General features: G+C 72.9%; 13 protein-coding genes. 4 read left to right on the forward strand and 9 right to left on the reverse strand.

Annotation, left to right across the window (positions count from 1 at the left end):
* Positions 1-139 precede the first annotated feature (139 nt).
* Positions 140-1,483, forward strand: coding sequence for a nucleobase:cation symporter-2 family protein (locus tag ACLHRZ_RS42220; RefSeq protein ID WP_490423947.1), 1,344 nt, complete (start codon positions 140-142; stop codon positions 1,481-1,483).
* Here ACLHRZ_RS42220 and ACLHRZ_RS42225 read toward each other — a convergent pair.
* From ACLHRZ_RS42225 to ACLHRZ_RS42250, 6 genes are read right to left on the reverse strand one after another with little or no spacing between them, the layout of a single operon-like run.
* Positions 1,455-2,567, reverse strand: a complete 1,113-nt coding sequence (locus ACLHRZ_RS42225) for a nitric oxide synthase oxygenase (protein ID WP_490423948.1) — start codon at positions 2,565-2,567, stop codon at positions 1,455-1,457. The genes ACLHRZ_RS42220 and ACLHRZ_RS42225 overlap by 29 nt on opposite strands.
* On the reverse strand, positions 2,564-3,829 hold the full coding sequence (locus tag ACLHRZ_RS42230; RefSeq protein WP_490423949.1) for an MFS transporter: 1,266 nt from the start codon (positions 3,827-3,829) through the stop codon (positions 2,564-2,566). The genes ACLHRZ_RS42225 and ACLHRZ_RS42230 overlap by 4 nt, the downstream gene beginning before the upstream one ends.
* Complete coding sequence (locus tag ACLHRZ_RS42235; RefSeq protein WP_490423950.1) at positions 3,826-4,539, reverse strand: NUDIX domain-containing protein; 714 nt, start codon at positions 4,537-4,539, stop codon at positions 3,826-3,828. Before ACLHRZ_RS42235 ends, ACLHRZ_RS42230 begins: the two co-directional genes overlap by 4 nt.
* A 3-nt stretch (positions 4,540-4,542) precedes the next feature.
* Entirely contained in the window at positions 4,543-5,046 is a 504-nt protein-coding gene (locus tag ACLHRZ_RS42240) for an SLOG cluster 4 domain-containing protein (protein ID WP_490423951.1), read from the reverse strand.
* 7 nt (positions 5,047-5,053) lie between these two features.
* Positions 5,054-5,386, reverse strand: a complete 333-nt coding sequence (locus tag ACLHRZ_RS42245) for a hypothetical protein (RefSeq protein WP_490423952.1) — start codon at positions 5,384-5,386, stop codon at positions 5,054-5,056.
* Positions 5,387-5,395: 9 nt separating this feature from the next.
* Positions 5,396-6,016, reverse strand: coding sequence for a GTP cyclohydrolase I (locus tag ACLHRZ_RS42250; RefSeq protein ID WP_490423953.1), 621 nt, complete (start codon positions 6,014-6,016; stop codon positions 5,396-5,398).
* Between the two features lie 291 nt (positions 6,017-6,307).
* On the opposite strand from ACLHRZ_RS42250, the gene ACLHRZ_RS42255 reads away from it, so the two are divergent.
* Complete coding sequence (locus tag ACLHRZ_RS42255) at positions 6,308-7,201, forward strand: DMT family transporter (protein WP_490423954.1); 894 nt, start codon at positions 6,308-6,310, stop codon at positions 7,199-7,201.
* Here the strand turns inward: ACLHRZ_RS42255 and ACLHRZ_RS42260 are convergent.
* Positions 7,189-8,553, reverse strand: a complete 1,365-nt coding sequence (locus ACLHRZ_RS42260; RefSeq protein ID WP_490423955.1) for an STM4012 family radical SAM protein — start codon at positions 8,551-8,553, stop codon at positions 7,189-7,191. The two genes, ACLHRZ_RS42255 and ACLHRZ_RS42260, sit on opposite strands and share 13 nt — an antisense overlap.
* Before the next feature lie 74 nt (positions 8,554-8,627).
* Between ACLHRZ_RS42260 and ACLHRZ_RS42265 the strand changes: the two genes are divergently transcribed.
* Positions 8,628-9,719 (forward strand): DUF1152 domain-containing protein, encoded by a 1,092-nt coding sequence (locus ACLHRZ_RS42265; RefSeq protein WP_490423956.1) that lies wholly within the window; start codon positions 8,628-8,630, stop codon positions 9,717-9,719.
* Between the two features lie 55 nt (positions 9,720-9,774).
* On the opposite strand, the gene aceB is transcribed toward ACLHRZ_RS42265, so the two are convergent.
* Together aceB and ACLHRZ_RS42275 are read right to left on the reverse strand one after the other, a co-directional pair.
* Positions 9,775-11,370, reverse strand: a complete 1,596-nt coding sequence (gene aceB / locus ACLHRZ_RS42270) for a malate synthase A (RefSeq protein WP_490423957.1) — start codon at positions 11,368-11,370, stop codon at positions 9,775-9,777.
* A gap of 89 nt (positions 11,371-11,459) precedes the next feature.
* Complete coding sequence (locus ACLHRZ_RS42275; protein ID WP_490423958.1) at positions 11,460-12,110, reverse strand: nucleotidyltransferase family protein; 651 nt, start codon at positions 12,108-12,110, stop codon at positions 11,460-11,462.
* A 157-nt stretch (positions 12,111-12,267) separates the two neighbouring features.
* Between ACLHRZ_RS42275 and ACLHRZ_RS42280 the strand changes: the two genes are divergently transcribed.
* Positions 12,268-12,618 (forward strand): DUF5955 family protein, encoded by a 351-nt coding sequence (locus ACLHRZ_RS42280; protein ID WP_490423959.1) that lies wholly within the window; start codon positions 12,268-12,270, stop codon positions 12,616-12,618.
* Positions 12,619-12,665: the final 47 nt, after the last annotated feature.

The raw sequence follows: 12,665 nt of genomic DNA on the forward strand, positions 1-12,665 counted from the left end.
CTCCCCCAGCTACCGCTGGGGGTGCCCCCAGAGGTGCCCCCAGCACCGGACGCCGCGGGGCCCGCAATGGCCCATCGGACACCCCCTGGCACACCCGCGCCGCGGTACCCCCCACCCCCCCACCGTCAGGAGGACCGGCGTGCCCCCAGTGCCGCCCAGCGACATCCGTCCCGTCACCCACCCCGTCGACCGGCTGCCGGGCCCCGGCCGGCTGATCGCCGGAGGCCTGCAGCACGTGGCGGCCAGTTATGCGGGGGTGGTGGCGCCGCCGCTGGTGGTCGGCGCCGCCGTCGGGCTGTCGCCGGGGGAGCTGACGTTCCTGGTGGGGGCGAGCCTGTTCACGGCCGGGCTGGCCACGCTGCTGCAGACCATCGGGTTCTGGAAGGTCGGCGCCAGGCTGCCGTTCGTCAACGGCGTCTCCTTCGCGGGAGTCGCGCCGATGCTGGCCGTCGTGGACAGCCGGCCGGACCGCGAGGACGCCCTGCCCGTGATCTACGGGGCCGTCATCGTGGCGGGACTGCTGGGCTTCCTGCTGGCCCCGTACTTCGGCAGGCTCGTCCGCTTCTTCCCGCCGGTCGTCAGCGGAACCGTCATCACCCTGATCGGCATGTCCCTGCTCCCGGTCGCCTTCGGCTGGATCCAGGGCGGGCACCCGGAGCGCCCCGCGACGCCGACGGAACTCGCCCTGGCCGTGGCGACGTTGGCGACGGTCATGGTGCTGCGGCTGCTGCTGAAGGGATTCCTGCGGCAGATCGCCATCCTGCTCGGTCTGGTGGCGGGCACCCTGGCGGCCGTCCCCTTCGGTGCCGTCGACACGACGGCCGTGCGGGAGGCGGCGGTTGTCGGATTCCCGCTGCCCTTTCACTTCGGCGCTCCCCAGTTCGCCCTGTCGGCGATCGTCAGCATGTGCGTGCTGATGCTGGTGAGCATGACGGAGAGCACGGCGGACATGCTCGCGCTGGGGCAGGTGGTGGACCGCCCGGCGGACGAGCGGACCATCGCGGCCGGCCTGCGGGCCGACACGCTCGGCACGGCCCTCAGCCCCTTCTTCAACGGCTTCGCCAACAGCGCCTTCGCGCAGAACATCGGCCTGGTCGCCCTCACCCGGGTGCGCAGCCGCTTCACGGTCGCCGCGTGCGGGCTGATGTTCGTGCTGCTCGGGCTGAGCCCCGTCGCCGCGTCGCTGATCGCGGTGGTGCCGAAGCCGGTGCTCGGAGGCGCCGGCATCGTGCTGTTCGGCTCGGTCGCGATGGGCGGGGTCGGGGTGCTGGCGGGGGCCGGGCTCGACAAGGGCGAGAACCTGATGGTGGCCGCGGTGTCGCTGGGGGTGGGGATGATTCCCGTGGTGTCGCGGAACTTCTACGACGCGAGCGCCGTGCCCGGCACCTTGAAGATCATCCTGAACTCGGGGGTCAGCGCGGGATGCCTCACGGCGGTGGTGCTGAACGCGGCGCTCAACCGGCGCACGGACCAGTCCCCTTGACCGCCTCCCCGGGGTGCAGGAACGCCGGGAGACGCTGCTCGGTCTCGTAGTAGCGGTGGAAGACGGGCGTGGCGGCGCCCGAGAGCGGCGGCACGATCCACGACCAGTCGGCCCCGACCTCGCGGCCGGCGCGCTCCTCGCGCGCGATGTGGTCGAGGAAGCGGCGCGCCTCGGTGTGGTGGTCGCTCATGGCCACCCCCGCCCGCTCGAAGGAGTGCAGCACGGCGGCGTTCAGCTCCACCAGCGCCCGGTCCTTCCACAGCGAGCGGTCCCGGGTGACGTCCAGGTCCATCAGCCGCGCGATCTCCGGCAGCAGGTCGTAGCGGTCGGTGTCGGCCAGGTTGCGGGCGCCGATCTCGGTGCCCATGTACCAGCCGTTGAAGGGGGCCAGCGGATAGACCACGCCGCCGATCTCCAGCCGCATGTCGGAGACGGCCGGCACCGCGTACCAGCGCAGGCCGAGCCGCGCGAACCAGTCGAACTCGGGGTGTTCGAGCGGTACGTGGAGCACCGCCGAGTCCGGAAGGTCGAACCAGCGCGGCTTCTCGCCGCAGCCCTCGACGACGAGCGGGAGCACGTCGAACGGGGTGCCCGGCCCGCCGGGCCAGCCCAGGTCCAGCGCGAGGGCGGTGAGCTCCAGGCTCACCGGGTCGCCCAGGACGGTGCCGTCGGGGCGCGGGTAGCCCGCGTAGCGGACGAGCTGGGCGTTGTGGATGCGCGGCCCGGGCCGCCGGGGCGTGTCGGGGGCGAAGACCGTGACGCACGGACGTATCCGTCCGCCGTTGGTCGCCTGCTCCAGGTGCCGGAAGGCCTCCTCGGCGATCTCCTCGGCGGTGTCCACCTCCCGCCGGTCCCGCACGGTCAGGGAGCGCCAGTACAGGCGGCCGATGCAGCGGTTGCTGTTGCGCCAGGCGACCTTGGCGCCGAACTCCAGCTCCTCCGGCGTGTGCCGGTAGGTCCCGGTGCGGGAGATCTCCGCGGCCACCTCCGCCAGCCGCCGCTCCGGCGGGCCCGCGGCGGGGTTCTCCCGGTGGTGGAGCCGCACGAACTCCTCCGCCGCCGTGCGGATCGCCTCCGGCCTCATGACGTACGGCTCTGCGGCGAGTGGGGAGTTCCGGTCCGCGCCGGGTCCGGTGCGCCCGCCCCGCCCGGTCCCCCGGGTGGCCGGGAGCGCAGCGAGACGGTCAGCCACAGCGCGGTCGTCCCCGCCCCGAACACGGCTCCCAGGAGCGCGATCCCGGTCCAGCCCCACAGGGCCCAGGCCACCGAGGCGAGCGCCGAACCCATTGCCCCCGCCAGGAAGTACACCGTCATGTAGGCCGCGGTGAGCCGGGACCTGGCCTCGGGCGCCAGGCGGTAGATCTCGCTCTGGTTGGTGATGTGCATCCCCTGGGCGGCCAGGTCGAACAGGACGATGCCGAGCACGAGGGCCGGCAGCAGCGTGCCGCCGAACCCGAGCGGGAGCCACACCAGGAACAGCAGCAGCGCGGTGACGCCGGTGACGACGCCCGCCAGCCCGCGGTCCGCCAGCCGCCCGGCCCGGGCCGCGGCCAGCGCGCCCGCCAGCCCCGCCAGGCCGAACAGGCCGATGACACCGGTCGAGTAGCCGTAGGGAGGCGCGGACAGCAGGAAGGACAGGGCCGTCCACAGCACGCTGAACGCCGCGAACGACAGCGCCCCGTACGCCGCCCGCAGCCGCAGCACCGGCTCGTGGGCGAACAGCGTGAACACCGAGGCGACCAGCCGCCGGTAACCCGGCGCATTCGTCTCCTGGTACGCGGGCAGGACCGCCCGGGCCGCCACGGCCAGCAGCAGCATCATGCCCGCCGCCCACCAGTAGACCGCGTGCCACCCGGCCCACTCCGCGACGGCACCGGCCACGGTCCGCGCGAAGAGGATGCCGCACAGCAGCCCGGCCATGACCGTGCCCACCACCTGGCCGCGCCGGCCGGGAGCGGCCAGGGAGGCGGCGTAGGGCACCATCACCTGCGTGACGACGGAGCACAGCCCCACCAGCCCCGCGCCCAGCAGCAGGACGGACTCCGAACCGGCGCTCGCCATCAGCACGAGACTGGCGGCACAGGCCGCGCACAGGCCGGTGATCAGCCGGCGCCGTTCGAGCAGGTCGCCGAGCGGGAGGACGAGGAGCAGCGCCACGGCGTACGCGCTCTGCGCGACGGTGACCAGCAGGCCGGCCTGGCCCGCGGGCAGGCCGAACTCGCGGCCGATGGCGCCGAGCAGCGGCTGCACGTAGTAGTTGTTGGCGACGGACAGGCCGGTCCCCGCGGTGAGCAGCACGATCGCGCCGCGCCCCAGGCCGGCGTCCTGTGCGGTGGGTCCGGTCATGGGTGCCGTCCTCGTCGGGGTGCGTCGTACTCGGTCAACTGCCGCTCCACGCCGAGCCCTTGCCAGCGGGAAGGGACGAGGACCTCGCCGTGGGGGAGTGTGCAGCCCACGAGGAAGCCGCCCAGGGCCGCCACGTGCGCGGGTTCCCCCTCGGTCCTGCCGTGGGCCCGCAGCAGGCGCCGGATCTCCGGGCCGTCCGCGGCGGTCGCCTCCCGCACGTGCGGCACGGCGGACGGGCCGTGCGGCGCGTCGTGCAGCACCTCCCGGAGGAGGGCGGCGTGGTCGAAGGCGAACCGCTCCTCCGCCTCGGTGCCGGTAAAGGCGTCCGGACGCGGGGGCAGGGGCTGCCACCACGCGTCCGCCGCGTCATCGCCGCCGCGGACGCACGGCAGGACGGGAAGCAGCACCGCGTACACCAGGCTGACGTAACGGCCCCGGGGGTCCCGGTCCGGTGCGGTGTGCCAGGACACCGGGGCGAGTTCGGCGGCGGTGACGTGCACTCCCGTCTCCTCCCGCAGCTCCCGGCGGGCCGCGGCCGGCGCGTCCTCCCCGGCGTCGACCTTGCCGCCGGGCAGCGCCCACCGGCCCCGGAACGGCTCGTTCCCTCGGCGGATCAGCAGGACGTGCCAGCCGTTCCCGGCACTGTTCCCGGCATTCTCCCCGGCGTGGGCCAGCACGGCCAGGTCGACGGTCAGGACGACGGCGCCCATCGGTCAGCCGTGCCTCTCGGCGGCGGCCTTGGCGAACGAGCCCAGCCGGTCGGCGAGTTCGGCCGTGGACGACAGGTACTCGACGCCGGGGAGCCGGGTGGCGTGCTCCCCGACGGCCCACACGGTCTTCTCCGCGTCGAGGGCGACGATCATCTCCTGGAGCGAGCCGTGCGAGCCGGGGACGGCGATCATCGCGGCGGCCACGCTGGCCAGCACGATGTTGCGGCCGTTCGCGGTCAGCCCGGTGTCCAGGACGAGGTCCGCCCCCGCGTACGGGGAGGTGGTGCGGTTCGCCGTGCCCGGCAGCAGGCTCAGCACCCGCCCGCCGTGCTCCTTGGCGCCGCGCGCGGCGGCCTCCATCGCGCCCCCGAGACCGCCGGTCACCAGGAGGCAGCCGGGCTGCCGTGCCACGAGGCCGCCCACCTCCTGGGCCAACTCGTATACATGCGGCGGGCAGTTGCGGCCCTTGCCGACGACGGCGACGAGGGTGTCCGGCCATTTCTCCACGGTGCTGTCAGTCCTCCTTCTTGCGGATGCCGAGGGCGAAGAGCGCGTCGACGAAGCCGATCATCCGCTTCTCCCGGCCGATCCTCGGTGAGGTTCCGGGGCTTTCGCCGTCGGCCTCGTAGCGGTGCATGCGCTCCTCCGACAGGGCGACCAGCCGCCGGCCGATCTCCTGGAACTCTTCCGAGCTGATCCGTCCCCCGTCAAGGGCCGACGTGCACCGTTCGTAGGCGGCCAGGGGGCCGACCGTGTGAACGGAGCAGGTCTGCAGCGCCTGCCGCATCTGATTGGCCAGCTGCTGCACGTCGTCCGCCGGGGGACCGGACTGCGGTCCGCGGTCCATGCGGTTCACCTACCTCCCCAGGAAGGCGGGTTTCTCCGCGACCGCACTCTGCCACAGCGGCTGCCAGTGGAAGTCCTCGCGCAGCACGCCGCGCCGCTCGAACACCGTGACGACCTCCTGGCTGGGGGCGTTGGTCCGCAGCGCGATGCAGCAGTGGGCGCTGCGCAGCACCAGGCCGATGCCCTTCGGCTGCAGCCGAGCCTCCAGGAAGTTCACCGCGTCCACGACCAGACGCTCGTTGAGCTGCGGCTGGCGGGCGAGGTAGTTGAGGCCCTTCTTGAGCTTGGAGTAGCCGGCCACCTTGCGGTCGGGGACGTAGCCGAGGTGGGCGATCCCGAAGGCGGGGGCCAGATGGTGTTCGCACATGGACACGTAGTGCACGTCGTTGACAAGGATCAGGTCCTGCATCCCGGGGTTGTCGAAGACCTTGAAGTCCTCTTCGATGTCGATGTCGCCCGGGTTGATCGTCTGGGCGTACAGCTCGGCCACCCGGCGCGGGGTCTGCGCCATCACTTCGCTCTTGTCGCCCTGTCCGAGACCGCGCAACAGCTCGCTGATGGCGTTCTCGATCACATCCAGGTCCACCGGCTTGGGGGGAAGCGGTGAATGCGCCTGCTGAAATTCCGCCATGGTGCCGCCCTTCAGGCAGGACCGGTCACCCCGCCGCCAACAGGCAGGGGGCGCCCCGGAGTTCGTCAGGTGGGTGGAGCATGAAACGGTCGTGCGCCAGGCTAGGAACGATGTCGATCTCGAGTCAACAGGTGCGCAAGGGGGAGTTAAAAGTCCCACAAAGAGGCGTGTGGCGTGCCGGAGGGGCGCGCACATGGTGCAAACGCACGAGCGCGCCAACTCGTGCATCCGGCAAGTAGGTTGATTCCGCCAGTGGCCGGGCACCGCGCGGCCCCGTTAGCATCGGCGACCGTGGGATGGCGACGGACCGGCGGTGAACCGCCGGTACTCCTGGCGGCACTGCTGTGGGGCACGGTCGGTCCCGTCCAGCTCCTCTCCGGCACCACGGCCTCGCCGGTGTCCGTCGGCGCCTGCCGGATGCTCCTGGGCGGTCTGCTGCTGGCCCTCTTCACCGTCCGCGGACCGGGACTCCGCACGCTGTGGGCGCCCGGCGCCCGCCGCTGGATGCTGCTGAGCATCCTGGTCACCGCCGCGTTCCAGGCGTGCTTCCTGGAGGCGGTGGACCGGTGCGGCGCGGCGCTCGCGACGGCGGTGACCTTCGGGACGGTGCCGGCCGTCTCCGGATGGTGCGCGCACCGGGCGTCCGGCGAGCGGCCGGACCGCTCCTGGTGGTGGGGAACGGCCTGTGCGGTGGGCGGGATCGCCCTGCTGCTGGTGCCCGGCCGGGCCGTGCGCGCCGACGGGCCGGGGGTGCTGCTCGGTGTCGTGGCCGGAGCCTCCTTCGGCGTGTACATCGCTCTCACCGGACAACTGGCCCGCCGTGGGGCGGACACCGCGGCGGCGGCACCGATGAGCGTGCTGTGCGCGGGAGTTCTCGTGTCGCCGTGGATCGCGGCGGCCCCCGGAGACCTCACGAGCCTGCACACCCTGGCCCTCGTCGGCTGGCTCGGCATCGGCACGACCGCGCTGGGCTACTGGCTGTTCACCAGCGGCGTCGGACGGATCGGCGCGGCCACCGCGGGCACCCTCAGCCTCGCCGAACCCCTCGTCGCCACCGTGCTCGGGGTGGCCCTCCTGGGCGAACGGCCGCCCGCCCTCGCCGCGTGCGGAGCGGTGCTGCTGCTCACGGGACTCGTCGTCGTCTCCGTGGTGCCCGCGCGCGGACCCCTGGCTCAGCGGTCCTGATAGAGCGCCATCACGTCGTGGACCCGCGGCGAGAAGAACAGCGGGCCGATGGCGTCCGACCAGGCCATCCCCTCCGGGGTGAGCTGCAGCACGCCGTCCTCGTCCGCGTCGAGCCACTGCCGCTCCTGGAGCACGGTGAACTCGGCGGCGAAGTCGTCCAGGGGCAGCGTGCCGAACCGCCGCCGGTACGCGTCCGCCGGCAGGCCGCCGGACTCCAGGAGCGTCTGGAGGACGAACATCCGGCGCCGTTCGCCGTCGTCCATCCTGAACGCCCACTGCGCCCGCCTGAACTCCTCGGCCGGGGTGGCCAGATAGCCGTCGATGATGCGTCGCACCTCGGGCACGGCCACCGCGTAGTCCGTGGTGTAGTGCAGATCCGTGGTGAACGAGCGGGCGCCCACACCGAGACCGACCATGCCGGCCTGCTGGTTGTACTCGCCGATGCTCGTGTCCTCCGCATGCTCGGCCGCGGGCGTCCCCGTGCGCCGGAAGACCCGCATGGACGTCTGCTCGTAGCCGCTGGCCAGCAGGTGGTCACGCCCGTAGCGGTACAGGCGCAGCCGCTGTGCGTCCCACAGCGTGCCGTCCTTGTCGTGCCGGGCGCTCAGACCGGTCAACGGGCGTACGTACAGCGGGTACAGATAGATCTCCTCCGGCCGCCAGGCCAGCGCCGCGTCGAGGGAGAGCCGGAACGACTGCTCGGTCTGACCGTCAATGCCGTAGATGAGGTCGATGTTCAGGACCGGGAAGGCGGCCTCCCGCAGCCGGGTCAGCGCCGCTTCCACTTCGGCCCGCTTCTGCGGCCGTACGGCGGCGCGCGCCTCCGCGTCGATGAAGCTCTGCACCCCGATGCTCAGCCGTGTCGCACCGCGCTCGGCGAGGACGGCGAGCCGGTCCGCGGTCGCGGTGGCCGGGGAGGTCTCGACCGACCAGGGAACGGCCGCGAGGTCCGTCCCCATCACGTCCTCGCAGACGTCGCAGAGCCGGGTGAGTTCGGCGGCGGTGAGGTACGTGGGCGTCCCGCCGCCGAAGGCCGACAGCACGAAGCGCACAGGCCGCCCGCTCGCCTCCAGGGCGTCCCGGGTCACCCGGGCCTGCCGCTCCAGGGCGTCCAGGAACGCACTGGTCACCTCTTCCGGGGCGCCGGTGCGGGTGAAGAGATTGCAGAATCCGCAGCGCATCTCGCAGAACGGGATGTGCACGTACAGCGAAAGCGCGTCGAGCCGCTCGCCTTCCCACACGTCGCGCAGCAATGGCCCGTTCTCCAGGAGCCGGTAGGCCTTCTGGTGAGGATAGGCATAGACGTATTGCCGGTAAGGGGTGGTCAGTTGCAAGGTGCCTGAGTTGGCCATGGGAGGCACGATAGTGGCCCGGTGCACGCACATGTAGGTGCGAGGGACAGCTTTTCCGGGTAACCGTCAGCACCATGAGGCGACTTCTGATTGCAGCCGGCGGGGGCGGGGACGCCATCGCCACGGCCATGGTCCACACGGCCCTGTACGGCGAGGACACGCCGGCCCTGGTCCTGACGTACGCCTGGGAGCGCCTGGTCGTCGACCCGGTCCCCGGCCCGCGCAGCCCGGCGGACTTCACCGGCACCGAGCGCGTCGGCGAGCGGCTGCACCTGGTCACCCCGCGGTCCGCGCCCGTGCCCCCGGCGGGTTCGCATCTGCCACGGCTCGCCGCCGAGTTGAAGCCCGTCCTCGGCATCCTCGACCCCTACGCGGGCACCATCGGCATGGCCCGCCAGATCGCCGAGGCCGCCGCGTACTGCAACGCCGACCGCGTCGACATCGTGGACGTCGGCGGGGACGTGGTGGCCGACGGCAACGAGCCCACGCTGCGCAGCCCGCTGGGCGACGCCCTGGCGGTGGCGGCCTGCCGCTCGGCCGGGCTGCCGACCGTCGTCCATGTCGCGGGCCCCGGGCTGGACTCCGAGGTGCCGGAGGCGGACCTGCTGCCGCGGCTGGGGGATCCGGCGTTCATGCTGACCGCCGAGCACACGGGCTGTGTGGACGGCGTCTTCGACTGGCACCCGTCCGAGGCGAGCGCCCTGCTGGTGGCCGCGGCCCGCGGCGTCCGGGGAGTGTGCGGCACGCGCGACGCGTCGGCCCCGGTCGTGCTGGGCCCGGCGAGCGCCGGGGTGTACCGGCTGTCCCTGGACCGCGTTCTGGGGATCAACCGGCTGGCCCGGGCGCTGGACGGGGTGGCGGACCTGGCGGGGGCCGAGGACGCCTGCCGTTTGGTGTGCGGGTTTTCGGAGATTGCGCTCGAACGGGAGCGCGCTGCGCGCGGGCTCGGCGGTGCCGTCGTTGCGGAGGGCGTGCCGGATGCCGGTGCGCTCGATGAGCGGTTCGCCGCTTGGGAGCGGCGAACCGCGGCGTCGGGGATCGCGTACGTGACGACTCGGCGGATCGTCGAGGAGTTGGAGCTGTCGCCCGGTGCGCTTTCGCTGTTGCGGGGGCGGTTGGAGGGGCGGGGTGTGTCGCCGTTGTGGCGGGTGGGCGTGGGTCACTGACGGGCTTCTGTGGTTGCTCGCGCAGTTCCCCGCGCCCCTTACGGGGCGCCGCCCCCTACTTGAGCAGTTCGTAGGCCGGCAGCGTCAGGAACTCCGCGTAGTTCTCGTCCAACGCCACCTTCAGCAGCAGGTCGTGGGCCTCCTGCCAGCGGCCCGGTTCGTCGAGCGCCGTCAGTTCCGCCGCGGCGAGGCTGCGGACCAGGTCCGCGGTCACCTTTTCACCCGTGTCCAGCACGACCCCCGCGTTCACCCACTGCCAGATCTGGGAGCGTGAGATTTCCGCCGTGGCCGCATCCTCCATGAGGTGGAAGATGGCGACCGCGCCGTGGCCGCGCAGCCAGGACTCGATGTAGCGGATGCCGACCTGGACGGCGTTGAGCAGGCCGGCGTGCGTCGGCCTGGCGTCCAGCGAGTCCACGGCGGTGAGTTGATCGGCCGTCACGTGGACGTCCTCGCGCAGGCGGTCCTTCTGGTGCGGGCGGGTGCCGAGGACGGCGTCGAAGGAGGCGCGGGCCACCGGGACGAGGTCGGGGTGGGCGACCCAGGAGCCGTCGAAGCCGTCGGCCGCCTCCCGGTCCTTGTCGGCCCGCACCTTTTCCAGGGCCACCTCGTTGACCGCGGGGTCCTTGCGCGAGGGGATGAAGGCCGCCATGCCGCCGATGGCGTGCGCGCCGCGCTTGTGGCAGGTGCGGACGAGGAGTTCGGTGTACGCGCGCATGAAGGGTGCGGTCATGGTGACGGCGTTGCGGTCCGGCAGGACGAACCGCTCCCCGCCGTCGCGGAAGTTCTTCACGATCGAGAACAGGTAGTCCCAGCGGCCTGCGTTGAGGCCCGAGGCGTGGTCGCGCAGTTCGTGGAGGATCTCCTCCATCTCGTAGGCCGCGGTGATCGTCTCGATGAGGACGGTGGCGCGGACCGTGCCGTGCGGCAGGCCCGTCCAGTCCTGGGCGAAGACGAACACGTCGTTCCACAGGCGGGCTTCGAGGTGCGACTCGGTCTTGGGGAGGTAGAAGTACGGGCCCTTGCCCAGGTCCAGCAGGCGCCGGGCGTTGTGGAGGAAGTAGAGGCCGAAGTCGACGAGGGCGCCGGGCACGGGGCGGCCGTCGACGGTCAGGTGGCGCTCGTCCAGATGCCAGCCGCGCGGGCGCATCACGACGGTGGCGAGCTCCTCGGCCGGCCGGAGGGCGTAGGACTTGCCCTCGGGCGTGGCGAAGTCGATGCGGCGCTCGTAGGCGTCGATCAGGTTGAGCTGGCCCAGGAGCACGTTCCGCCAGGTGGGGGCGGAGGCGTCCTCGAAGTCGGCGAGCCACACGCGGGCACCGGAGTTGAGGGCGTTGACGGTCATCCTGCGGTCGTCGGCCGGCCCGGTGATCTCGACGCGCCGGTCCTCCAGGGCGGCGGGTGCGGGGGCCACGCGCCAGGAGGGGTCCTCGCGGATGCGCGCGGTACCGGGGAGGAAGTCCAGCCTGCCGGTGCGCGCGATCTCCGCGCGGCGTGCGGCCCGTTGCGCGAGCAGCTCGTCGCGGCGCCCGGTGAAGCGGCGGTGCAGGGCGGCGACGAAGGCGAGCGCCGCATCGGTCAGCACCTCCTCCTGGCGCTCCACGGGCGGGCCCTGGACGACGGCCGGTGCGGAGGGTGTTGCTGCGGACATGGCGGTCAGCTCCTTCGACTGGCGGGAGACAGCGGGAGGTTCTCCGGGGTGGCACGCGGTGCCGCGCCGATCTGTGGACACTAGTTTTCTCATGATGGAAGTTCAATGCCGCCTGCCGTGAGCCGCGCCAGATCCTCGGGGGTGTCGAGGTCGTCCGGCGCGGCCACGTCCCCGCACTCCACCAGCGCGAGCTCCGCGGCGTGCGCCCGCAGATACGCCCGCGCCCCCTGGTCGCCGCGGGCCGCCGCCGCGACGCCCGCCCAGTGCTCCCGCGCGAGCAGCACCGGGTGCCCCCGCTCGCCCCCGTAGGCCGCCGCCGCCAGGCCCGCGCCGGCCCGGTGCGCGGCGAGCACCCGCGCCACCGCCTCCGGGCCGATGCGGGGCTGGTCCACCAGCATCACCAGGACGGCGCCGGCGCCCGGCACGGCGGCGAGCGACTCCAGGCCCGCCCGCAGCGACGAGCCCATGCCCGCCGCCCAGCCGGGATGCTCCACGAGGACCGTCCCCGGCGCGAGCGGCCGGATCCGCTCGCGGACCTCCGCGGCCCCCGCGCCCAGCACGGCGTGCACCGGGGAGCAGCCGCCCGCGCGCAGCACCTCCAGGGCGTGCCCGGCCAGCAGGCCGCCTCGGTACCTCAGTAGGGCCTTGGGGTGGCCGCCGAGGCGCCGTCCGCCGCCGGCCGCCAGCAGCAGACCGGCGATGGAAGGCCCCTGTGCACGAGGGTTGTTGGAGTGATTCATGCTTCCTGCATACCCCATGACCGGGCGCCTGTGCGCCGGACGTCAGTTCGTCACCCGCACGGGAACACCCGGCCTGAATTTCGCTGTGCGTGTGGCGCGTCGCACAGAAAGTGGCGTTAACTGATCCGCGCGGGCGGGCCGTGGGAGGGGGAGAGTCGTGACGGAAGGCACCGTAGTGGTGGAAGAGGAGCTAGCGGGTCATTCCAGCCGAAAACCGGACCCGAGAGCGGTCGTGCTGTGCGCTGCCGTCTCCCGGCTGCGCAAGGCCCTTGCCGGGCACCCCGCCGTCTTACCCGACCGGGAGGCCGCCGACGACGAACTGGCCGCGCTGGACGCGATGGCCCGTGCCGGGGAGCCGGATGTGTCCCGGTTGCGCAGTGCGTTGCTGTTGGTGGCCGGTGCGGTCGGCTCGGTGAGCGCCCTTGCCGGTGCGCTCGGCGAGGTGCGGGCGGCGGTTGACAGTTTCGGCGAAGAGGCCGAGGTGCCGAGGCCTCGCGAGGGCGCCTAGCGGTTCGTCTGCGGGTCGGTTGTGGCTGGTCGCGCCCACGCGGCGGA

The organism is Streptomyces sp. AM25 (assembly GCF_058146165.1).